This window comes from Nonomuraea sp. NPDC003560 (assembly GCF_042878785.1).
Classification (GTDB): Bacteria; Actinomycetota; Actinomycetes; order Streptosporangiales; family Streptosporangiaceae; genus Nonomuraea.
This window is the reverse complement of record NZ_JBIAOF010000023.1, coordinates 42,332-64,180: the sequence shown is the minus strand read 5'-3', so window position 1 is coordinate 64,180 and position 21,849 is coordinate 42,332. Positions and strand designations below refer to the sequence as shown.

The 21,849-nt window shown below is 69.4% G+C and carries 26 protein-coding genes; 16 read left to right on the top strand and 10 right to left on the bottom strand.

Features of this window, described 5'->3' with window-relative positions; translation table 11 throughout:
* Positions 1-488: 488 nt before the first annotated feature.
* From ACFYUV_RS50110 to ACFYUV_RS50080, 7 genes are all read right to left on the bottom strand, one after another.
* Positions 489-1,370, bottom strand: a complete 882-nt coding sequence (locus ACFYUV_RS50110) for a hypothetical protein (protein WP_387682997.1) — start codon at positions 1,368-1,370, stop codon at positions 489-491.
* Positions 1,367-1,864 (bottom strand): hypothetical protein, encoded by a 498-nt coding sequence (locus ACFYUV_RS50105; RefSeq protein WP_387682995.1) that lies wholly within the window; start codon positions 1,862-1,864, stop codon positions 1,367-1,369. Before ACFYUV_RS50105 ends, ACFYUV_RS50110 begins: the two co-directional genes overlap by 4 nt.
* Before the next feature lie 66 nt (positions 1,865-1,930).
* Positions 1,931-2,551, bottom strand: coding sequence for an SRPBCC domain-containing protein (locus tag ACFYUV_RS50100; RefSeq protein WP_387682994.1), 621 nt, complete (start codon positions 2,549-2,551; stop codon positions 1,931-1,933).
* Positions 2,552-2,618: 67 nt separating this feature from the next.
* Positions 2,619-3,746, bottom strand: coding sequence for a sensor histidine kinase (locus tag ACFYUV_RS50095; RefSeq protein WP_387682992.1), 1,128 nt, complete (start codon positions 3,744-3,746; stop codon positions 2,619-2,621).
* Positions 3,736-4,368: a LuxR C-terminal-related transcriptional regulator gene (locus tag ACFYUV_RS50090; protein ID WP_387682990.1), complete on the bottom strand. Its 633-nt coding sequence runs from the start codon at positions 4,366-4,368 to the stop codon at positions 3,736-3,738. Before ACFYUV_RS50090 ends, ACFYUV_RS50095 begins: the two co-directional genes overlap by 11 nt.
* 199 nt (positions 4,369-4,567) lie before the next feature.
* On the bottom strand, positions 4,568-4,723 hold the full coding sequence (locus tag ACFYUV_RS50085; protein ID WP_387682988.1) for a hypothetical protein: 156 nt from the start codon (positions 4,721-4,723) through the stop codon (positions 4,568-4,570).
* A 636-nt stretch (positions 4,724-5,359) separates the two neighbouring features.
* On the bottom strand, positions 5,360-5,674 hold the full coding sequence (locus ACFYUV_RS50080; RefSeq protein WP_352364639.1) for a DUF1330 domain-containing protein: 315 nt from the start codon (positions 5,672-5,674) through the stop codon (positions 5,360-5,362).
* A gap of 77 nt (positions 5,675-5,751) precedes the next feature.
* Between ACFYUV_RS50080 and ACFYUV_RS50075 the strand changes: the two genes are divergently transcribed.
* Positions 5,752-6,474 (top strand): TetR/AcrR family transcriptional regulator, encoded by a 723-nt coding sequence (locus ACFYUV_RS50075; protein ID WP_387682985.1) that lies wholly within the window; start codon positions 5,752-5,754, stop codon positions 6,472-6,474.
* A 643-nt stretch (positions 6,475-7,117) separates the two neighbouring features.
* Here the strand turns inward: ACFYUV_RS50075 and ACFYUV_RS50070 are convergent.
* Positions 7,118-7,444, bottom strand: a complete 327-nt coding sequence (locus ACFYUV_RS50070) for a hypothetical protein (RefSeq protein ID WP_387682983.1) — start codon at positions 7,442-7,444, stop codon at positions 7,118-7,120.
* Between the two features lie 35 nt (positions 7,445-7,479).
* On the opposite strand from ACFYUV_RS50070, the gene ACFYUV_RS50065 reads away from it, so the two are divergent.
* From ACFYUV_RS50065 to ACFYUV_RS50040, 6 genes are all read left to right on the top strand, one after another.
* A complete protein-coding gene (locus ACFYUV_RS50065; protein WP_387682981.1) occupies positions 7,480-7,923 on the top strand; it encodes a hypothetical protein in 444 nt (147 codons plus the stop codon).
* A gap of 537 nt (positions 7,924-8,460) precedes the next feature.
* Complete coding sequence (locus ACFYUV_RS50060) at positions 8,461-8,757, top strand: hypothetical protein (RefSeq protein ID WP_387682979.1); 297 nt, start codon at positions 8,461-8,463, stop codon at positions 8,755-8,757.
* Between the two features lie 222 nt (positions 8,758-8,979).
* Complete coding sequence (locus ACFYUV_RS50055) at positions 8,980-9,951, top strand: helix-turn-helix domain-containing protein (RefSeq protein WP_387682978.1); 972 nt, start codon at positions 8,980-8,982, stop codon at positions 9,949-9,951.
* Between the two features lie 1,377 nt (positions 9,952-11,328).
* Complete coding sequence (locus ACFYUV_RS50050; protein WP_387682976.1) at positions 11,329-12,177, top strand: hypothetical protein; 849 nt, start codon at positions 11,329-11,331, stop codon at positions 12,175-12,177.
* A gap of 35 nt (positions 12,178-12,212) precedes the next feature.
* Complete coding sequence (locus tag ACFYUV_RS50045; RefSeq protein WP_387682974.1) at positions 12,213-12,608, top strand: peptidase inhibitor family I36 protein; 396 nt, start codon at positions 12,213-12,215, stop codon at positions 12,606-12,608.
* Positions 12,609-12,879: 271 nt separating this feature from the next.
* A complete protein-coding gene (locus ACFYUV_RS50040; protein WP_387682972.1) occupies positions 12,880-13,161 on the top strand; it encodes a transposase family protein in 282 nt (93 codons plus the stop codon).
* A gap of 40 nt (positions 13,162-13,201) precedes the next feature.
* On the opposite strand, the gene ACFYUV_RS50035 is transcribed toward ACFYUV_RS50040, so the two are convergent.
* Together ACFYUV_RS50035 and ACFYUV_RS50030 are read right to left on the bottom strand one after the other, a co-directional pair.
* Positions 13,202-13,906 (bottom strand): ISL3 family transposase, encoded by a 705-nt coding sequence (locus ACFYUV_RS50035; RefSeq protein ID WP_387682970.1) that lies wholly within the window; start codon positions 13,904-13,906, stop codon positions 13,202-13,204.
* Positions 13,907-14,088: 182 nt separating this feature from the next.
* Positions 14,089-14,460: a hypothetical protein gene (locus ACFYUV_RS50030; RefSeq protein WP_387682968.1), complete on the bottom strand. Its 372-nt coding sequence runs from the start codon at positions 14,458-14,460 to the stop codon at positions 14,089-14,091.
* A 226-nt stretch (positions 14,461-14,686) separates the two neighbouring features.
* On the opposite strand from ACFYUV_RS50030, the gene ACFYUV_RS50025 reads away from it, so the two are divergent.
* The 9 genes from ACFYUV_RS50025 (at position 14,687) to ACFYUV_RS49985 (ending at position 21,719) form a co-directional block, all read left to right on the top strand.
* On the top strand, positions 14,687-15,010 hold the full coding sequence (locus tag ACFYUV_RS50025; RefSeq protein ID WP_387682966.1) for a hypothetical protein: 324 nt from the start codon (positions 14,687-14,689) through the stop codon (positions 15,008-15,010).
* A gap of 438 nt (positions 15,011-15,448) precedes the next feature.
* Positions 15,449-15,946, top strand: coding sequence for an HNH endonuclease family protein (locus ACFYUV_RS50020; protein ID WP_387682964.1), 498 nt, complete (start codon positions 15,449-15,451; stop codon positions 15,944-15,946).
* Positions 15,947-16,058: 112 nt separating this feature from the next.
* Positions 16,059-16,772 carry a PDZ domain-containing protein gene (locus ACFYUV_RS50015; protein ID WP_387682962.1) on the top strand — a complete coding sequence of 238 codons (714 nt, stop codon included), beginning with the start codon at positions 16,059-16,061 and terminating at the stop codon, positions 16,770-16,772.
* A gap of 138 nt (positions 16,773-16,910) precedes the next feature.
* Positions 16,911-17,072, top strand: a complete 162-nt coding sequence (locus ACFYUV_RS50010; RefSeq protein WP_387682960.1) for a lasso RiPP family leader peptide-containing protein — start codon at positions 16,911-16,913, stop codon at positions 17,070-17,072.
* 17 nt (positions 17,073-17,089) lie between these two features.
* Positions 17,090-18,991 carry an asparagine synthase-related protein gene (locus tag ACFYUV_RS50005; protein ID WP_387682958.1) on the top strand — a complete coding sequence of 634 codons (1,902 nt, stop codon included), beginning with the start codon at positions 17,090-17,092 and terminating at the stop codon, positions 18,989-18,991.
* Positions 18,966-19,262 carry a lasso peptide biosynthesis PqqD family chaperone gene (locus ACFYUV_RS50000; protein WP_387682956.1) on the top strand — a complete coding sequence of 99 codons (297 nt, stop codon included), beginning with the start codon at positions 18,966-18,968 and terminating at the stop codon, positions 19,260-19,262. The genes ACFYUV_RS50005 and ACFYUV_RS50000 overlap by 26 nt, the downstream gene beginning before the upstream one ends.
* Positions 19,259-19,672 (top strand): lasso peptide biosynthesis B2 protein, encoded by a 414-nt coding sequence (locus ACFYUV_RS49995; RefSeq protein ID WP_387682954.1) that lies wholly within the window; start codon positions 19,259-19,261, stop codon positions 19,670-19,672. Before ACFYUV_RS50000 ends, ACFYUV_RS49995 begins: the two co-directional genes overlap by 4 nt.
* A gap of 425 nt (positions 19,673-20,097) precedes the next feature.
* Positions 20,098-20,661 (top strand): RICIN domain-containing protein, encoded by a 564-nt coding sequence (locus ACFYUV_RS49990; RefSeq protein ID WP_387682952.1) that lies wholly within the window; start codon positions 20,098-20,100, stop codon positions 20,659-20,661.
* A gap of 194 nt (positions 20,662-20,855) precedes the next feature.
* Positions 20,856-21,719, top strand: a complete 864-nt coding sequence (locus tag ACFYUV_RS49985; RefSeq protein WP_387682950.1) for a lipase family alpha/beta hydrolase — start codon at positions 20,856-20,858, stop codon at positions 21,717-21,719.
* The last annotated feature ends 130 nt before the right edge of the window (positions 21,720-21,849 follow it).

Sequence of the window (21,849 nt, the reverse complement as noted above, 5' to 3'; positions counted from 1 at the left end):
TGGCACCACCCTGCTCGCCGCCGGCGCGCTCGTGGCGGTGGTGGTCGCGGCAGCGGCGGCCGTCCGGGGCCGTTCCACGTCGCGTCCGCGGCTGACGCAGGCGCTGGCCGTCCGTTCCTGACAGCACGGCCCCCGATGTGACGCGCCGCGTACCGCGACGCGTCACATCGGCGCCTTCGGCCGGACCGGTCAGCTCGCGGCCGCAACCGGCGGACAGCGTCATGGCCGTGGTGTTCACGACGAGTTCCTGCCGGAGTACGGTCCCCTTCCTGGACGAGACGGGCAGGGCGAGCTTCTGGCCCGAGCGGCCCAGCGGGTCCTGGGCCCGGCCGAGGTCGCCGACGCCCCGTCCCGGTCGCCGTCGGGCAGTGGCGCGGCCAGCCGCCGCGCCGGGGGCGAACGTCCCGCGCTTCTCGAACGCGGCCAGGAACACCTCGGCCGCGAGATCGTCCGCGGCTTGCCGGTCGAGCTGGAACAGGCTTCCTCGCTCACCAGCCGGCGGTGAAGTAGTCGATGCTGGTGTCTTTCCAGGCCAGCGCGTACAGCAGGACGGCGTCAACGGCCATGACCAGCAGCGCCGTCAGCACCGCCGGGCCCACGTCGGGTGGCGCGGAGGCCAGCAGGTCATGCCGCGGGATCGAGGCCCGCCACAGGCCGATCACCGTGACCGTCCCGGCTGCCAGGGCGAGGGCGAGCAGGGTGACCGCATAGGCGCGCGCCCACAGCCTGCCCTTGAGCAGCCCCCTGACCAGCGCCACCGCCATGGCGGCGATCGCCAGCGGCGGCATCGCGGACCCGCCCGCGTTCACTGCCAGGTCCACCATGGCGATGACTCCCACCAGAGCGGCCGAGCCCAGGCAGACGGCCGCCAGGACGACACCACCCGGCGCCCGCCCCCGGGCCCGCGCGGCGGTGCGGGCCTCAGCCCTGCTGAGGCCGCGCCCCCGCAGGTAGGCGTCGGCGTCCTGGCCGTAGGGCAATCTGGCCACGACGACGGCCGCGACAGCGTTCACCAGGATGGCCAGCCAGACCGTCGCAGGCACTGAGGAGAGCCCCGCCACGCCGATCGCGAGGATGACCAGGAACGCCGCCAGCAGCCACGCGGCGACGGCCAGCACCGGCCTGGCCTGACGCACGCCCCAGTGCACGGCCACCGCCGCGGCGAGCATCGGCAGCGCCAACAGCAGCACCACCGGCTGTATGCCGTCCCAGTCGTCGGCCGCCAGGAGCCCCAGCTCGATCATCTGATGCACGATCGACAGCTCCGCGAGCAGGCCGCCGGCCAGCAGGTAGGACAGGAACGCGCAGGCGTGCACGGTCTCGGGCACCATGCGCCGCCCGGCCCGCGTCGCCGGAGCAGAAGCGGTCATGCCGGGCATTCCTGCTTGATGCTCCACGCGGCGGACCGGCCCCAGCCGATCTTCGCCGTGTGACGCTGTCCGTTGTCGTCACCGAACCAGATGCGGGTCACACCCGCGCGCCTGGCGATGACGCGCCACGACCATACGGGCCCTTCGTCGAGGGTCACGACGTCGTTGCCCCGGGGAGGTCGCGCGTTGCCGTACTCGAAGTGGAAGTTGATCTGGCCGGTGGCGAGGTTGCCCTTGGGCACGTAGAAGGAGTAGGTGCACGCCTCCCTGCGGGAGTAGGGCTGATAGCCCACCTCCAGGCAGCGGTGCGAGCCGTTGGCGTAGGTCCAGTTCACAGACGTGCCGTTGTCATCGACTCCGGTGTTGTACTGGGCGTCCTTGCCGCCCGCGCAGCCCTGGGCGGCGTTGCCGAAGTCGAGCACTGTCACCTTGGGTTCCAGGAAGGAGACACGAGGCCAGGCGGCCTGGGCAGGGGCGGCGGAGACAGTGGTCAAGATCAGGGCGGGAACGATGACTGTCAGGGAACGCGACAAGGTGGTCATGGCTCTCCAGCGGGGGTGTCAGGAACGTGTGTGCCAGGGATGGCGGAGGATCAGCGGCGTTGTCGCCCACGGTGCTGGAGTGGGCAACACGGTGAGGCCGGCCGTCACACTGGCGGGGTCCAGCTGGTCGTGCACCACGTGCACGTGCGTCAGGTGGGCCATCTCGGTGAAGGTGTAGATGACGCGGGAGGCCGGCTCGGCCCGTGCGGCCGGGTTCCACTGCTCCTGCCAGGTGCGCACCAGCCGATGGGGGGCCTCGGCCTCCAGCACGATGCCGTCGACCATGACCGGGCCGTCGCCGATTCTGCTGGGCAGGCGCGAGCCTGCACGCCAGTCGGATTCGATGGTCGCGCCGAAGTTGATGTGCGGGCTGAGTTCAGGGTCAGTGAAGGTCTGCCACACCTGCTGAGGTGTGGCACGGATATAGGTGTCGAAAAGGTGTAGGTCATGGGGGCTCCGAGGACGACGAGGCAAACGAGGAATGGCCGGGGGGCAGGTTGCGGCCGTCAACGGCAGGCCGGTCTCGACCAGGGTTTTCAGAGCACTCAGGATCCACGTCCATCCCTCGCCGCCGTTTCGTGAGGCTGGATGCCCGTTCCCGGCACGGCGTGCCGTCGACGTGGTGCGGTGGGGCTTCATGCATGCCAGTGTCCGGAGGAAGATCTCATCCGAACAGTCGTGAATTAGGGGGACAGCAGGGGTGGTGTCATGAGGGGACACGGAGTTCGACCAGGGTGCCCTCACCGGGTGCCGAGTCGACCACGGTCGTGCCACCGATGTCGGCGATCCGGCCTTCGATCGACTCTCGCAACCCCAACCCCGCACCACGCGCACTGAAGCCGTCGCCCTGGTCCAGGACGCTGACCACGATCTCCCCGCGACGTGCTCGGCCGTGCACGACAGCCTGGTCCGTGCCGGCGTGCTTACGAACGTTCGTCAACGCCTCCCGTACCGCGCCGGTCACCGCCTCGACCGTGGCGATCGGCAGAACCACGTCGGCGGACTTCAGGCCGGAGGCGTGCAACTGCACGTTCAGCCCTGCCTGGTTGGCGTGTTCGACCACTTCCTCCAAGGCGGTGACCAGGTTGTTGCCGGCGCTGTCGTGCTCGCCCCGGACGTAGCGGCGCAGCCACCTCGCTTCCGCGGCCACGTGCCGCCTGACCTGCTCGTCGCTCACCCACCCGTCGCGGACCAGGGCCTCCAGGGTCTGCAGGACCCGGTCGTGCAGGATGCGGCCGTTCCTGGCGCGTTCCTGCTCGGCGGCCAGCCTGGCCACCTGCCCTCGCGCCTCGTCCAGTTCGGCGGCGTTCCGGCGCAGCAGGGAGGTGACGAACCAGGCGATACCCGCGTTGACCCAGAATCCGATCGTGTGCGGCAGCGCGCCCAGCCAGAAGAAGCCACTGGAGCCCTGCATGTACAGGTAGGCCGCGGCCAGCGGCGCGGTGGCCGCCAGCGCGCCGGGCAGCGTGCGCACGCACACGCCGACGCCGATGGACACCAGCAACATGTACGGCAGCAGGAAGTCGGGGCCCGACCCGCGGAGCGCGGCGCCGGCGACCACCGTCATCCCGACGCCGACCCCGGCGGTCAGCATGGCGTCAGCCGCGACGAGCCGGCCCGCCGGGGGCCGGCGGCGAAGCCGGCACGCCATGACCACCATGGCACTTGTCAGTCCGAGCACTGCCAGCGCGCCGCCGAAGCCGGGAATGTGCCGCCGCCAGCCACTGTCGCCCACGTAGTTGAGCGCGACGACCTCGGCCAGGGCTCCGGCGCGGAAGAGGATGACCGTCCAGGCGAGCACGGCTTCGGTACGGGCGCCGGCCTCACTGGCCACGGATGGCTCGCTCGGCGATCCGGTCCAGGGCGGCGGCGATCAGCTGGGCCTTGTTGCCTACCTGCAGCTTGCGTCTGATCCGCTCGACGTGGGTGTCGACCGTGGACTTCTTGATGCCCATCCGGCGGGCGATCTGGTCGTAGGTGAAGCCTTGCGCGATATGGGTGAGCACCTCCTCCTCGCGCGGCGCCAGCGGCACTGCCGGGGTGGGCGTGGTCAGCGCCGACATCCGCGCGTGCAGGATGTCGGCCAGCTCGGCCGACAGGTAGAAGCCGCGGGCCGCCACGACGCGGATGGCGCTGGCCAGGAGCCCGGCGGGTTCGCTCTTGGTGACGTAGCCGCGTGCCCCGGCTCGTACGGCGGCCACCAGATCGGCGGGTCTGGCCGAGGCTGAGATCACCAGGATGTTGTACAGCTGCGACAGTTCGGCGATGGCGGGCACGCACGGCTCGTCGTCCCCCAGGTACAGGTCGAGCACCAGCACGTCCAGCTCGGGCTGGGTGCCGACGGATGCCAGGTCGCGCCCGCTGAGCACGACCGCGAAATCCTCCGACTGAGCCAGGACGTGTTCGAGCCCGTGTCGGATGAGATCGTGATCGTCGATGACACCGATCGTGATCATGTCCCGCTCCTGCATAAGCCACCGTGACCCAGGAGATGATCTCATGGCAAGTCCCACATAGCAGGGACAATGGGGGACAGGAAGAGAGGGCGGCGCCGTCAGCTCACCTGTCCTTGACCGCACGCCGGTTGGCCTCGACCATCTCCTCGAACGAGCTGTACAGGCAGGCCAGCCGGGGACAGTCATCGGCCTTGAGCCGTCAGTTGGCCACGTATGGGCTGTCGGGAATGAGGATTCTGTCGATCCACCACTGCAGGGCCAGTTCGCTCTTGCCGACGCCGCCCAGTCCGACCGTGGCCTGACTGATCACGCCGGTCCTCGTCGTGTCCTGCAGCGTCTGGCGCAGTGTGACCACGGCGGCATCCCAGCCGACGAAAGCTGCCGCGGGACGGCGTGGCAGGCCAGACAGCCCAGGGGGGACCTGCAGGGCGCCGACCTGGGGCAGCGGTCGCTGTGTGCCTGCTGGGTGATCTGGGTGATGGTCTGGTCGCCGCCTGCCTGGTACAACCCGGCCCTGCCCGGCGGCCTCGGCCCGCATCTGCGCCCGCAACGCCACCACGGCGACCACCAGAGCGGCCGCGCCGAGCGCAGTACCTGCAGCACCTGGTCGGGTAAGTGCCGCGGATCGGCGAAGAACCACAGCACCCCGGTCGCTAGGCAGACTGCCAGCACCACGACGGCGGCGATCGCCACGACCCGCCATAACCGCGAACCCGGCGCATGTCCCGCCTTGGGCGACGTCTTCGTCACGTTTCCTGGGTGCCTCGAACTGGCGGTAGTGGACCAGAAGTGGCGAAGGCGTTACCGGCCCTCCCCAGCTTCTGCGGATCGGTCATTTCTGCGAGCACCCAGTCACCGCCATCGCGGACAGCTACATTGCGGCTCGTCGGATGTTCCCGACCCCCAGGGCCCGCTCGGCGGGTCGGCATCGTCGACCCAGTCCACCCACGGCCTTTGACAAGCGCATGGGGGTCACCTCACCGGAGAGTTCCTAGGAGGGAAGGGTGAAGCCTTCGGGTGGGGAGCCTTCGACGAAGAGCAGGCCGACGCGGGCCTTGCCGTCTCGGATCTGCCTGGCCCGCCGGTACTCAGGGGAGTCGTACCACTGCCGGGCACGGTCCATGTCGGGGAACTCGATGATCAGGAGCCGGGAGGAGGCCCAAGTGCCCTCGGCGGGTTCGGGCACGGGTCCCGCGACCAGGTAGCGGCCGCCGTGGTCGAGGATCGACCGCTGGGCAACGGGGGCGTAGGCCCAGCCGGCCTCCTCATCGAGCACGTCGACGTTGGCGATGACGTAAGCAGGCATGGAAACTCCGTTTCATTTGGACACGGCGTGTACTTTTGACTCGCCGAAGGGTAACGCATCCCTGTAACCTGTTCAAGGTGGGCATCGATGAGAGCGACCGTGCCGGGGGCATGATGAGCCGCCGGGAGCGGCTGCGGGTGGAGACGAGCCGGGAGATCAAGTCCATCGCGCTGCGGCAGATGGCCGAAGGCGGGCCGGGCGCGATCTCGCTGCGGGGCATCGCCCGCGAGATGGGGATGACCGCGCGCGCGATCTACAGCTACTTCCCCACCCGGGACGACCTGATCACGGCACTGATCAGCGAGATCGCCGCCTCGCTCGCGGATGCGCTGGAGTCCGCCAGCAACGCGGTGCCCGACACCGACCCCGGTGGCAGGCTGATGGCCTGGGGCCGGGCGCTCAGAGAGTGGGCACTGGCCCATCCGGAGAGCTTCCGGCTCTTTTACGGACACCCCGTCCCGGGCTACCAGCCGCCCGAGGACGGGCCGGTCGACCAGACGGCCCGCCGTGTGTGCCGCGAGCTCACCCGCCTGGTGGCGGCCGCGTGGCCGCATGCCCGGCGCCACCAGCCCGAAGACACCTCCTGGTCCGACCTCCATCCGGACTACGCCGCGAAGATCCAGGAGGATCTCCCCGACGTGCCGCCCGCCGCGGCGGCCCTCGCGCTGCGCGTCTGGGGCCGGATGCACGGCCTGGTCGCCCTGGAGATCGACGGCCACATCCACTCCGTGGCAGGCAACCCGGCCGCCCTGCACCGCGCCGAGATGCTCGACCTGGTCAGGTCGCTGGGCCTGGGCTGAGCCACGTCGGATCACGCCACAAAGAGTGACGGTTCGCTACGCAAGCTATTTCGGCCCTGGGGGCACGTTCGGGAGAACACCCGCCGGTACGGGCTCGTGCCCGATTCCTCGGCGAACCACTCCACCGAACCCGCCTGGGACGGACGGCGGATGGTGGTCGCCCGCTCCGCCGATCACATGAGGCAACTCCACGCCCAAGCGGCCGCCCGGCCCTGCAACGACGCCGAACCATGGGCCGGGAAACTCCTTCGCGCGCTTGAAGTCGCCAGGCGGGACAATCGGACCGAGATCTCGGCCGTAGACCTACAGAACGCGCCGGGCTCACCCCGGAACGATTCCTCGTCGCGGTGCAGTGGCTGGAGCGCGACGACCCGTGACCCCGGCGGCCCGCTGATCAGCCATAACCCGCAGTCGCTACCGGCCGTTCCGATCCTCCTCGCGAGCCGATTGCCAAGTCGCCACTTCCGGTCTGGTGGGTGGCGTCGCGCCGCCAGTCTGCCTCGCCGAAGAGCAGGCGCGCCCCTCGGATTCAGGCGGGGCCGCTGCTCCCTGGAGTCGGGGGCAGAGTGTGGTGGAACGGAGAACGTGCACCGGGTCCCGTTCCCGTGTCTCATCGCTGGCGTAGATGAGGCTGCTGCCTGCATCATCGGGTGGGCTCTTCTGCGGCTGCCGGAGCCGATCGGGTCTTCATGGTCAGGGCCAGGAGGATTGCGGCGGCGGTGAACACGGCGGCGACGGTGAACGCCGCGGTGATCCCCTCGGTGAGCACCTGATGGGCCGGTCCGCGCGAAGCGCGCGTGGCCGCGCCGAACACCGTGACGAGGATGGCCAGCCCCAGCGCACCACCGATCTGCTGCATGACGTTGAGCAGGCCCGAGGCGGCGCCGGCATCCTCGGCTCGGATCCCGGAGGACAACACGGTGGTGGCTCCCACCAGCAAGATGCCCATGCCGAGACCGGCGATCATCATGGGGCCGAGCAGCGCGGAGGCGTTCCGAGGCGCGTTTGGCCCTGGTCGCCGCGCAGGGCGAAGCCGCCGGAGCCGCGCGGCTGCAGGCCCGCGCCGAGGACGAGCTGCGCCAGGCGCGCATCGACCGCGATCTCCAGCGCGAGCGCGCGGTGGCCGCCGAACAGCAGGCGCGCGCCGCCAAGGCCGAACGCGAGCGCGACGCCGAACAGGTGCGGGAACTACGTGAGCGGCTGGCCGCCGCCCAGGCCGCGGCCGGGCTGGTGCTACCCGCACTGGCCGACCTCAGCGGCGACCTCGGCGACGGCGCACGCGGGGTGGCCCTGCCCGAGGCCGACATCTGCGTCGCCCGGCAGCCGGACGGCGCCGTGGTGCTGCACCATCAGGGCCGACAGATCCGTTTGGGCGAGGGCGAGCACGTCGCCGCGCACGGCCGGACCTTGGCCGCCGCACTGCTGGCCGTCGCCTCGCCACGATCCTGAGCGCGCCCTGGCGCACCGGCCGCTTCATGAAGGGAACGCCTCTTGATGAGCACCGAGAAGCTCCCGGGCACGCCCGACGACGCTTGGCCGGAACAACCTATGCCGCCGGGCTGGGCACGACGCCTGGCCGAACGAGCCGCCCTGGCTGAGGCCACGCTCGCGACACAGGGCAGGGCTGCGGTCACCGTGGTGCACGGCGACCCGAGTCCGACAGGGAGATGCGGCTGATCGAGGTTTTGCCCGTGCTGGCCGAGCAAGCCAGCCCCCCGGCCAGCGGCCAAGGCGCCAACGACTACGTCACCTACATCTTTGCCCCGCCGGAGGCCGCCGCAGCGGCGGCCACCTTCGAGGCCGAGGTGCGGGCCATCGCCCCGCCGTGGTGGCGGATCGTCCCATCGCTGTACGCGCCGCGAAAGCCCACGGACGGCACCGTCTTGGAGCCGGTGACGCAATCAGCCGAGCATGGTGTGCACGGTGAGCTCCACCATCGCACGACAATTCCGACCTGCCTGGCCCCCTGGAAGGGAAAGCCTCCTCATGCCGCTGATCGCCAAATTTCATCTGGTGGACGAGGAGTCGTTCTGGCTCGGCGCCGGGCCTGTGTCAACCGCCGACCTTGGGCTCCACGGGCCTGAGGAGCCGCCCATCGTATGCGCCGCCGACCTGGGCGAGGGCTGGACCGACCGACCGTGGCGGCTGGACCTGTGCCGCGATGGCACCTTGTCGATTCGCCGCCACGGTGAGCAGCCGTTCAACGAAGTGGCCCGCCCACTGGCCTACGCCTGGGAGAAGGAGCCGCTGCAGTTGGCCCAAGTCAGCTTCGGCCAGCTGTGACCTGAGCGCGACCAGCGGCTCCTTACGAGGACGGTCACGCTACAGCCCGCCGCTCCCGGCAAGCTGCTCGTTCGGTCAGGTGACGCGATCTTGCTCGCACTCCACGTAGTGCCGGTGTGAACCGTTGCTGTGTCAACGAGTGTCGGGGCCGTGCGGGTTGTGTGCGAGAGCTGGATCGGTGATGCTGGGCCGGCCCGGAGGGATACTTCGATGTGGAGAGCCATGGACGTGGTCAGCTTCGCCGCCGTCCCGGCGCATGAGCGGCTCAGCTTCTGGCGCGAGATGAGCTCGAAGATGTGGATGCCGCTGGACGCGCACTGCGAACCAGGTCTGGAAGGCGCGTTCCAAGCTCATGTCGCTCTTGGCGGGCTCGGCCTCGTGCAGGCGACCTTGCTCACCGCGCCGTCGCTGACGATCCGGCGTACGCCCCGGCTGATCCGCCGCTGCGACCCCGAAACCTTCTTCGTGACCTGCACCGTCCGTGGCCACGCCATCGGGGAGCAAGCCGGCCGGCAGGCGGATCTGGGAGTCGGGGATCTGATGCTCCGGGACAGTTCGCATCCCTATCTGACCAGGTTCGAGGCGAGGGGCGCCGGGGACGGCCAGGTGCTGTCGCTGCAGTTTCCGCGCTCCTTGCTGCCGCTGCCCGAGCGGGGCCTGCGCGCGCTCAACTCGGTGCCGATCCGGGGTGAGCGGGGCATGGGTGCGCTGGCCTCGCAGTTCCTGCTCCAGTTGGCCCGGCATCTGGAGGAGTTCAGCCCGGCCGAGGCGATGCGGGTCTCCACCTTGACCATCGACGTCCTGACCGCCGCGCTGGCCGGCGCACTGGACGCCCACAGCGCGGTGCCGCCGAACAGCCGACGACGCGCGTTGCTCGCCCAGATCCACGCCTTCATACAAGCGAACCTGGGCGAGGCGGACCTGACCCCGGCCGCGATCGCCGTGGCGCACCACATCTCCCTGCGGTATCTGAACAAGCTGTTCCGCGCTGAGGGGCACACCGTGGCCGCATGGATCCGCGAACGCCGCTTGGAACGGTGCCGGCGTGACCTCGCCGAGCCGCATTTGGCCGGTTACCCGATCAACGCGATCGCGGCCCGGTGGGGGTTCACCAGCCCGGCGCATTTCAGCCAGGCGTTCCGCAGCGCGTACGGGATGTCGCCACGCGAGTTCCGCCTGCAGTACGCGAGATAGTGCCCGCAGACTAAACAGGTGTGCGCTCTGCCGTAAGGACAAGTCCGGCGATGGCCAGCAAGCTGGGAAAGGAAGGCCAAACGGGGAGCCCAGGCAAAGGAGGCCGATGAGCAAGCTCGCTGGAACAGCCGCAGCAACCCTATCGGAAGTTCGCCTGTTCGGCTCGGCCCCAGCATCTGCCGCTCCCGCATCTGTAGCGGAGACAACCGGAAAGAGCGAAGTCGGCATCGCAGCGCAGGCTGCATCGTTCCGCCTTTCAAGCAGCGGCAGCGGGCGCTGTCTGATCAAGGCTGGCGGCTCCATCAGCGGCACGTTCACTGGCAGGTGCGACACGGGGGTTAACCAGTCGACGACGTCGGGGGTGGCCGTATGTCAACACCGGACGGGGGCGCTGCCTGACCGCCGGCACCACGAGCGCGTGGACGGCCCCATGTAACGGACAGTCCAACAGGTGTCTTCATGGCCCGCTGCAACCTCGGCGGCTCGCGGCATCGGCTTTCGGGAGCGCGCCGAAGACGGCTTCCGGCAGCACATCGTCAAGTCATTCAGGCACCAGGACCATTGATGGCGAAGGAGAAATTACATGCGTATGAAACTGTCCCAGCTCGTTATCACGGCGGCGGCAACCCTAACCGTCGTGGGTACCGGACTGGCAGCCACCATGCCGGCAGCGGCACAAGAACGCACGCCAAACTCGCAGCAGGCCGTCTCCGCCCTAGCGGTTGAATGTACGCGCGCTCCAGGCGAAGGAATGGTCTATGCCGGTGCGTTCGTAGGAACCGACTCCTGCCGTAGGTGCGTCAATACGGGTATCGCGGGCATCCGCGACGGAGCATGGCGTACGTACAACTGCTGGACCACGGTCCCAGGTCCGGGTGAGTGGCGCACCGTTGAGTTGTGGGTGAGAGGATACTGACCCGTTGAGCCCGGGCACCCTCCCGCTCAGGCGCTGATCATCTCGATGCCGCCGCCGTCCCGGGATCTATCGCATGCCGTACGGATCCCTGGCGCCGAGGGCGTGGCCGCGTTGTCGTCTCAGTTCATACTGCAGTTGGCCGGTCACCTGCATGCGCGGCTTCACGCGACCGCGGTCCGGTGAGGGTTCACCAGCCCGGCGCCGACCGCGGCAGGCATCGTTCCTCTTGCAGCTCAAGGACACCGATCGTGGCACGGCGGGAGGCTCCGCCTATCGGTCCAGCCACCTGGTGACGGCCCTGTTCCGTCACCGACAGGACGACCAATCCGAACAAGGAGTACGGGCGCATGACTGGACAGGACCGGCACGATCCCGGGCCCGCACGAAGAATGACCAGTCCCGGATCCAGGAGGCCGAGACGGGGTGCACTCACGGCCGCCTGCGTCCTCGCCGTCACCCTCATGGCCGGGTGGGCGGTCCTGTCCAGCCATGGCGGGGCCGCCCGGCGGGTGCCGGTCCCCAGCGACCGTCCGGCCACGGCGGTCGACGAGAAGCTGCTCCACCAGGCCGCGGAACGGCTGATCGCCCGCTGCATGGCCCGGCACGGCTTCGCCTACACCGAGCGGCGGCCACCCCCTCCGAGGACGGAACCGGACTTGCGCTATCCGCTCGACGACGTCGGCTGGGCTCGCCGGCACGGTTACGAAACCCTGCTGGCCGGATCCCGCGCAGCCGCTTCGGACCCCGGCCCCGACGAGGTGCGGAACCTGACACCCGAGCAGCGGGAAGCCTGGTACCGCACGCTCATGGGGTCGGATCGCGCACTCGTGGTGGACCTCCCCGAGCGAGGCCGGCTCACGACATCCGACGACGGCTGCACGGCGGAGGCGCGACGTGCTCTCTACGGCGACCTCGCCGGCTGGTACCGGGCACGACGGACCGTTGATCACTTCGGCAGCTACACCCTCACCCTGGTCACCGCCGATCCCGGCTACCGTGCCGGCCTCACCGCCTGGGCCGGATGCGTGCACAAGCACGGGTACATCGCGTCCTCACCGGACGAACTACGCGAACTGGTCGCCCGCACCGAACCGGCGTCCACCAGCGTAGGGCCGCCGGCATCAGAGATCGCCGCAGCCGTGACCGAAGCCGAGTGCACCACCTCCACCGGCTTCTCCCGCACCCTGCGCACCCTGAAGCACCGATACCAGACACAGACCGAAAGGAGGTTCGCGCGCGAGCTCACCGCGCTGAAGTCTTACGAACTGCAGGGCATGTCCCGAGCCAGGAGGGCTTTGGCCGAGTCCTGAAACCGCGACATCGCGACCTATCGAAGGGAACTTTCATGATCAAGGCTGTCAAGGGCCTGGCCATCGGCCTGCCCCTCGCGATGATGACGTTGGTCCTGACCTCCGGCACCGCCAGTGCCGCTCGCGGCGACTGCGCCTCAGGTTACTTCTGTGCCTGGGCCGGTGACGCGTGGGCGGGCCTTCCGACGGCCCGATGGCCCAGAGGGACGAATGACGCGAGCTGGTACGACAACGGTTTGCACGACAACGCCGAGTCCGTCTACAACCACTCCCCGTCGTATCAAGATCCCAGAGTGCCCGACAACGTCGTGCTCTTCCTCGACGTCAACTACGGACGCGCGGATCTCTGCGTCCTGCCGGGCGAGTATTACGACGGCGGGATGGACGACAACGACTACGACTCCCACCGATGGGTCAGCGACTGCGCCTGACCTCTGACGCCGGGCAAGCCAGGCCCTACCCGTCGCCGGCGCCCCCGCCGAGCCTGGCGGACAGGGTCCTGGGTCCAGCGAACGGCAGCGGCGAAATGCCACCACGACGGCGCAGACCCCGCCTTACCGGCCCGCCTGCGGGTCTGTCTAGATAACGGCTCTGGCCCACTTTCGGTGGTTGCGGAGTGTGATGGTTCGTGTCGGTCCACGGCTGTCTCGGGGGGCTGTGTCAGCCTGACGCCGGTGTGACGTAAAGGATCTCGCGAGGCTGGTGTTCCCGCAACTGGCCGGCCTGGCCATCGGCAGTGTTCAGCTCAGAGCGGGGACGATCGTGGTGCATGTTGCCTCCACGGACGCGCCGGTGGTGTGTCCCGGCTGCGGGACGGCCGGGCGGGTGCACGGCCATGTGGATCGGCAGTTGGCTGACCTTCCGGTTGGCGGGCAGCGAGTGCTGGTACGGCTGCGGTTCCGGCGACTGAGGTGCGCGACGATCGGGTGTGAGCGGCAGACGTTCCGGGAGCCGCTGCCCGGGCTGGCCGGACCGTATGGGTGACGGTGCGTTCGACGGCCTCGCCGAGGTTCCGCCAGAGGTGTCATCTGTCCGCAACTTGGGTCGCGTGCGGCGCGCCCCGGGCGATCCCCTCGGCATACGCGCCGGCTCGATCACGGCAGATTATCTCGACCCCGGGGGGCACGCGCAGCCACGCTGCCAGGGTGTCGGCCGTCCGGCCGACCAGCACGTCCACGACGGTGCTGCTGGAGATGTCGATCAGGATCGTGCCGTAGGAGTGACCCCGCCGCAGGGCGAAGTCGTCCACACCGAGCACCCGCGGACCGGATGCCGGAGCGGGATCCGGCAGAGCGTGGATCAGCCTGATCAGCGTCATCCGGCTGACCGAGGCCGCCAGCCGGCCGGCAAGCCGAGCTCCGGCCCGGCCACCCAACGCCAGCGCGATGGCCTGCAACGCCCTCGCCGCCCGGACACTGCGACGGCCGTACCGGACGGTCAGCCCCGGCACCTGCTCGGCGAACGTCGCCTTCGCACACGTGGAAGCGCGGCAGAAGAACCGGTGCACCCGCAACTGGATGAGCACCTCCTGGCCCCCGACCGCGGTATCGGACAGCCGCCGTTCATAGTGGCTGTGCACCCGCTGCGACGGCGTGCCACAGGCCGGGCAAGCAGCCTCCACGGTGCCGGTCCTGGCCCGAATCCGCACCGTGCTTCCCGACCGGAAGACCTGCTCCACGCACACACCGACCAGATGAGGGAACAGGACGGCGACCAGCTCCTTGATCAAAACGCTGCAGATGCTCGTGATCAAAGGCCCGGCTACCGGCCGGAACGCCCGAACCGTGATCTACGCAACAGGTCCGATCACGGAAAGTGTGTCTGATCCAGAATTCGGCCGTCGTTGACAGGCCGGCGGATCTGCGGCCCCTTGCCGCCCGTTGAGCTGTGGGCGGCAAGGCTCGATGAAGGTTACTGGAAGGCGATCGACTCGATATCGCGAGGCCGCGCCAGGTTGGTGCGGCGGCCTGGTGACACGATCTCCGCTGGTTCACCTTCGCAGTCTGGGTTGGTGTAGAGCGCCGCGAGGCTCTGGCTGCGGTTCCCAACCGACCGGGTCAGGAAGGAAGAGTCGACGGCCGCGCAGCCTTCTAGTTCAGGCACCGGTACGGGCTGTACCTGGCCGGTCTGATTGAGACCGGACCATAGGTTCAGAACACCGGCGGCTTGGGCCGCGGAGGCATGGGGAGAGGAGCTGGCGAGGAGGGCTGCCGTCGTGAGCGCGGCGGCAGCGAGGGCGGGTAGACGCATTCCCGGAATCTCCTTCACAAGGTAGAGGCGCAACCCAAAACGCTACGCTTTGCATTCATTACTTTACATAGCGTCACGGAGCGATGTCTCTCGCTGGGGCATCACCCGGTTGTAGACGGCGCGAAAGGTTCAGTGCGCCAGGACATCGGCGACAGCAGAGCGTAGCGAGAAGGTAACGTTCAGTAGCAGAGCGTGTTGGGGAGGCTCCTGCCGCGGCCATCCGCCCGGCTCCGCCGCCCCCTTGAAGGGACACCTCCCCATGCGCCCCGTTCCCGTCATCTCAGCCGCAACAGCCGCCGTCGCTCTGGCGCTCACCTGCGCCCCCGCCAGCGCCGCCTGGGCCGCCTGGGCCGCTCCCGGCACCGTGCGTCTCTTCTCACCCAACGGTCAGACCAGGACCATCACCAACCCCCAGCCCGGCCAGTGCCACCCCGGTCTCGGCCCCAACAGCGCTCTGCTGAACCAGACCGAAGGCACCATCTTGGTCTTCCCGGACTCCAACTGCCGGCTCAGGGTCTACGACCCCGTACAGCCTGCTGGTCTCAAGAACGGCAACATCGGGAGCTTCTACGCCCAGGACTGATCCAGCACGGCGTGGTGCACAGTTCCCCGCGCCGGGCACGCCGCCTGGCCACGTCCGGGAATCCTCCCCGCTCAGTGGCCGCCCATGAACCTGCCGGTGGCGAGCGCCGTGTGCAGCCGCACCGTCTGCGACGGCCACGCCGTTCGTCACCTGCCGGCCCACCCTGACCGGCCACCCTTGACCGGCATCACCGGATCGCGGCCGCCGAAGATGTACGGGGCTACGTGCGCCCGCCACCGCCGGCCCGTCTGAAACCGCAGGCCAACGCCCGGCACCCGAGTACCGCCAGTCGCCTGCCACTGACAGATCCTCCCCGCACCGCCCGCCTGGCCGTGTTCGGCTGGATCACCCGCAACAACACGATCCGGCGGCACTCCCGCCTCGGCCAGCTCAGCCCGATCGACTACGAGAGTCCAGGCCTGGCAAGAGCTGGAGCTGGTGGAGGTCGCCGACGAAGCGCACGCCGACACCTACACCCGCAAGGCCTTCACCCACTGGATCAAGATCGACGGCGAGTGCGACACCAGAGAGGAGGTCCTCATCCGCGACGGCCAGGACGTCCAGACCGACGAACTGTGCAAGATCACCTCTGGTACCTGGACCAGCCCGTACGACGACGGCGTCTGGTACGACCCCGAAGACGTCGACATCGACCACATGGTGCCGCTGAAGGAAGCCTGGCGCAGCGGCGCCTGGGCCTGGGACAGCAACCAGCGCAAGGCGTTCGCCAACAGCCTGGAGGATTCCCAGCTGTGGGCTGTGACCGACAACGTCAACCAGTCCAAGGCCGACAAGGACCCGTCCCGGTGGAAGCCGCCGCTGGAGTCCTTCTACTGCGAGTACGCCCGATCCTGGATCGACGTCAAGCACGACTGGGGCCTGACCATGCAGGCCGCCGAGAAGACCGCACTGGCCGACATGCTGACCCGCTGCTGACAGCGCTACTGACAATGCTGCTGACAGCGGCCGTCCCCTGAGCGCCGCTTGGAGGAAGGAACGCCAGATGAAACACGTGATCGCCGGCCTGAGGAACGCCTGCATGAGGGGCATGGCGCTGATCGCACTGATCGCGCTGACGCTGCCCGGCGTCGCCCAGGCCGCATCCTTGGCGGCGGTGCGCATCCTGCCGCAGCAAGAGGTGCCAGAACTCGATGCCCCGGGCGCTGCCAAGGCCGTCACCTTCCCGCCGGACCAGCGCACCCGCCCCGCCCCGGGCACGTTCGTCTTCACTGCTCCGCCCCACACCCGCATCACCCGACTGGAGATGGACTGCCGTCCCCGGCCCTGCGCCGAGGCCATCGCCACCGACGGGTCCACCGCCACCGCCCGCACACCCCCGGGCCGGTGGCGGTGGAGAACGCCCGTACGCGTCTGGCTTCAGGCCGACCCCAACGCCCCCATGCCCCGCGCCCGCTACAGCGGAAGCCTGACCGTCGACGGTGAGCAGCAGCCCCTCGACGTGATCATCACCGAAGGCGAGCAGGGCACGTGGGGCATCCAGCCGAAGGACGCTCCCAACAACAGCGGCGCGCTGGTAACCGCCACCTGGCCAGGAGGCCCGGCCGACAAGGCCGGGATTCGCCCCGACGACGTCATCATCTCCTTCAACGGCAAGACCATCACCAACGCCAGCCAGCAGCGAGCAGCCCGCATCGGACAGGTTCGCGCGGGAGCCACAGTCCCCGTCATCTACCGCAGACCCGACGGCAGCGTCAGAACCACCGACGTCACCCTGGTCGAAGCGCCTCGATCATCGCCATAGTCCGGCACGCACGGCACATGGCCGCCACTCGCGACATCACTATATGTAGCCATTCAGCTACTTTATGTATTTGTGTGTGGTTGACAGGATGAACAGAGCGGCAGGCGCGACATGCCTGCCCGATCACACGAAGGAACCTTGAGAGGGGACCTGACCATGCACAACCAGCTCACCCCGCCCACGGACGTGTACGAGCCACCGCTCGCCGAGGAGGTCGGCGGCTTCGCCGACCTCACCCTCGGCTACCCGACCCCGCCCAACCCAGAAAGCGGTGACGCGTTCACCTACGACTGGGAATAGTGAGAGTGACGGTTCCCGTGCCTGGACGCTGGCTGGTGATCCTCGCGGACTGCCGGTCGGCGTCCGGCCTGGCCCGGCGGCTGCGTGCTCGTGCCTGTCACGTCGTCGCGCACGCCTCCGGGCGGCCGTGGCTGCTGGGTTGCTGGGCCGACGATCAAGCGGCCTTGTGGGTGCGTGGCTGCGCCCGGATCGCGGTGCTGGGAGCGGGAGCGGACGACCTGGCCGGTCACGCACTCACGGGTGCGCGTGACGTCGCCGACGTCGAACGTCTGGTGAACGGCCGGGCCGGCAGCTTCTACGTGCTGGCCAGCCTCGACGGCCAGGTGTACGCGCGGGGCGACCGGTCCGGGGCGCGACGGCTGTACCGCACGACGATCAGCGCGCAGAACGCCACCCGGGACGCCACCCAGGACGAGGTGGTGACGGTGCTGGCCGACCAGGCGCGCACCCTGGCCTGGCTCAGTGACGCCGACGTCGAGCCCGCCGCTCTGGCCGCCCGCCTGGCCGGCGCCGCCCTGCCCCACCCGCTGGACGAGATGCCGATGTGGCGCGGCGTCGACCTGGTGCCGCCCGGCCACGCGGCGCACCTGGACCGCGACGGGACCTGCCGGCTACGGCCCGGCCCGGCCGCCCAGCTGCCGGTCGGACGGTTGCCGCTGGCCGAGAGCGCGGTCCTGCTGCGCCAGGCGCTGCAGCGGGCCGTGACGGTGCGCGTGCGCGCCGGCCGGCAATGGGGGGCCGACCTGTCCGGGGGGATGGACTCGACCTCGCTGTGCTTCCTGGCCGCCCAGGCCGGCGCCCAGCTGACCGCGCTCACGCTGCATTGGAGCGGCGCGCGCAACGAGGACGCCCGCTACGCCGAGCTGGCGGCCGCGCACCTGCCCGGCCTGACCCATCTCACCTTCCCCTCCGCCCGGCTGCCCGCCCTGTTCACCGGACTCGCCCAGGCGCGCGACGCCGGCGACAGCCCCATGCTGTTGCGGGACCGCGCGCGGCAGGATCACCTGATGGCCGTCCTGGCCGAGCGTGGCATCGGCCGGCGACTGAGCGGATACGGCGGCGACCACCTCGTCATCCCGCCCGTCGCCTACCTGCGATCGCTGGCCCGCCACCGGCCGCTCACCGCCCTGCGGCACACTGTCGTCCACCAGATGCGCCACCGGTGGACCACGCCGCAGACCGTCCACCTGGTGCTGCTGCCCGCGCCGTCCTACTCCTCATGGCTGCGCGGCCAGGCCGACCGGCTGCACACCCAGCACCTCACCCGTGCCGTCCAGGCGGCCGGGCCGGCGCCACAGCCATGGGGCGTGCCGGTCACGCTTCCCGCGTGGGCCACCAGCAAGGCCGTCGACCTGCTCGCCGCCGCGCTGCAGGAGGCCGCCGACACCGCCGAGCCGCTGGCCGCCGGGCCTGCCGAGCACGCCTGGCGGCGCCAAGCCCGCCAAGGCGCCCACTCCGGCAGCCGCATGCAGCGGCTCCAGCCACTGCAGGTGCCCTTCTGCGACGATGAAGTACTGGACGCCTGCCTGTCAGTCCGCCCGCACGAGGCCGGCGAGCCGTGGTCGTACAAGCCGCTGCTGGCCGCCGCAATGCGCGACCTGGTTCCCGAGCAGCTCCTGGCCCGCACGACCAAGGACGGCTGCATCGAGGACTGGTACGCCGGGCTGAAGACCCACCAGCGCGAGCTGGCCGCCTGGGCGGACGACTCCCACCTGGTCGCCGCCGGCCTGGCCGACCCCGGCGCGCTGCGCCGTCTCCTGCTCAGCCCCGGCCTGACCCGCGAAGGCTGCGGCGCGGTGGAGGCCACCCTGGGCGCCGAAGCCTGGCTGCGCGACCTGGCCGCCCACCCCGAACCCGCCTACCTGACCCGGCATCACCATCACAAGGAGCCCCGTGCGACCGCCCCGCTTGCTCCCTGACGTCGCATCCTGCGACACTGACGATGGCCTCGTCCTGCTCGACACCCGCACCGGCCGTTACTTCCAGCTCAACATCACCGCCGCCGCGGTCCTGCGGGCCCTGCTCGCCGGTACACCCGCCACCGAGATCGCCGACCAGATCGCCGCCACCCGGCCCGTCACCCTCCAGCAGGCCCAGGCCGACATCACCGCCCTGATCGACCATCTCACCCAGGCCCGCCTACTCGCGATCAGCGACACCGCGCGCAACACCAGGAGTGGCACACCGTGAGCCAGGTCCCGATCCGCTCTCCGCTGAAGCCCACTCCGTTTCAGCGGCTCACCGTTGTCCTGGTCGTCGCCGCTGCCCGAATGCTGGCTCGCCAGTCGCCACGCCGGATCGTGGCCGTCCTCAACGTGCTGCGCCGCGGCGCCCAGCCCGCCACCGCAGAGCAGGCGCTGCGCGCCCGCCACCTCGTCACCGCGACCAGCAGCCGCTGCGCCGGCCGCTACTGCCTGCAGCGCTCCCTGGCCACCGCCCTGCTGTGCCGCATGCACGGCACCTGGCCCACCTGGCACACCGGCGTACGCACCCCGCCATTCGCCGCCCACGCCTGGATCGAAGCCGACGGCCACCCCATCGGCGAGAACGCCGACATCACCACCTACCACCCTTTGCTGAGCGTCCCACCCGCCACATAGCCTGCGAGCCATCGCCAAGGCCACCGAGGATCCCGGCGCCCCACCGGCGTACACACCGATCAGCGACTTCTCCGAGTCGTGGCCACGGGCGCGGGCCGCGTTGTAGGCCCGCTGATCGCTCCACGGTCAGTCAAGCAGGCTGGGCTGGCACGTCGCCCTCCAACGCCCGGTACAGCGTCCGACCGGCCGACGCCGAGCTCGCGGGCGATCCGGGTGACCGGTTGGTCACGCTCACGGTAGCCGGCCTGTGCGGGGGCGAACACGTTGCCGACGATCTCGGCGGGACGATCGCTGCGCGCTCGCGACGAGTAAAGGAAACCGGACGTGCCCACCATAAGCAGGTAACGCTAAGTAGCTTACTGTACTACTGAGAGTAGCCACCTCTTCACGGTGGGCCCTCGCTCAGCAAAGAGAAAGGCGTGCCCATGAATCATCACCTCCAAGGCTTCTCGCCATGGCCGTTGGCAGCGGCGACGGTACTCGCAGCCACCCTCACCGGCGCCGCGATCGCCGCCCCCCAGGCCGCGCTGGCCCACGACACCCACGCTCAGCAGGCCATGCTGGGCATCGGACAGAGCCAGAAGATCAGGACGTTCTCGGACAAGTGCTTCACCGTCGCCAACGGTGACTCCGGCGACAGCGTGCCGATCAGGACCTACACCTGCGGCGGTAACGACCCTGCTCAGCAGTTCACTCTCGCCCCCGTCGGTAACAACGAGTACGAGATCAAGACGTCCTGGAACAAGTGCCTGACCGTCGCGAACCGAGACTCCGGCGACAGCGTCCCGATCAGGACCTACACCTGCGGCAACGACGCCCCCCAGCGGTTCCGTCTCGTTCCAGCCGAGAACGGTCAGTACGAGATCAAGACGTTCTCCGACAAGTGCCTGACCGTCGCGGACCAGAACACCGGCAACAACGCCGACATCAGGACCTACACCTGCCGCGGTGACTTCGCCCAGCGGTTCCGCTTCGACCCGGGCCTGTAGAGGTAGGTCGACGGCCGCCAGCGGCGCAGCCAAGCGCTTGTGCCGCTGGACTACTTGCCGGTGATGCGCGCGCGGGATCGGCCCGGGAGATCCCGTGCGCGCCTGGCCGGGAGCCCCAGAGCGTGGTCCCGGCTTCCCTGTTGTGCCCTGCCGCGTGGTGTCGCGCGGTGGCGGGCTGCTCGACGGAGGTTTCCATGTTGTTGTTCCGGATGCAGGCGGCCACCATGGCCGCCGCGGCCGCTGCGGTTGGTGTCGGGGTGGCGGCCAGCGGGGCTCCCGCGGTTGCCGCCGGCCAGAGGCCGGCCTTCACAGCGCGGCCTGACAGGACAGTCGCTCCTGCTGGTGGCGTGGCCGGCCAGGCCCGGGCCGGGGATACGCGCCCAGTGGTGTTCGTGCACGGACTCCATGCGGGCCCGGGCGTCTGGTCGTCGATGAAGGACAAGTTCGAGAAGGACATCGCCGGCGACTTCCCGTCGGCCAGACTGCACGCCTTCGACTACAGCGACACCACAGAGGATCACATCCCCGACAACGCCCAAAGGCTCTCCGACTGGATCTCCGCCGAGCAACTGGGCGAGGTCGACGTGGTCTCCCACTCCATGGGAGGACTGGTGGCCAGGAAAGCCCAGGAGGACGGCGCCCAGATCCGCCGGATCATCACCCTGGCGACCCCCAACCACGGAACCGGCTGCTGCTGGTCACCCACCACCCACCCCTGGAAGGCATGCCAGGACATGTGGCGCGACACTTTGATCGGCACACAGAGCGACTTCCTGACGGACCTGAACGTCAAGGCGCACATCACCCCTGACACCGTCATGACCTACGCGATCGGGACCAGTGACGGGCAGGTGGCCGCCGACAGCGTGCACCTGGACGGGGCCCTCAACAAGACGATCGAACCGAAGACCTCAGGCGGTAACTGTCTCGACCCCTCGGTACACAACTCGATCCTGGGCCGGGATGAGGTGGCCGCCGACTCGATGAACTTCCTGCGGTACGGGGCCGTCGGCGTTCCGAAGCAGTCCGCCCTGCGCAGGTCCTCGACGGCGACATAGCGGAGTGAGTTCTATCGTCTGAGCCCAAGCCGAGTTCACCGCCCGACCCGCTTGATCAGGTGCGACACCCACTGAGGGCAATGGCCGTTGGTGGCCGTTTGGCCGTTGCATACCGTACGTATCGCATCGT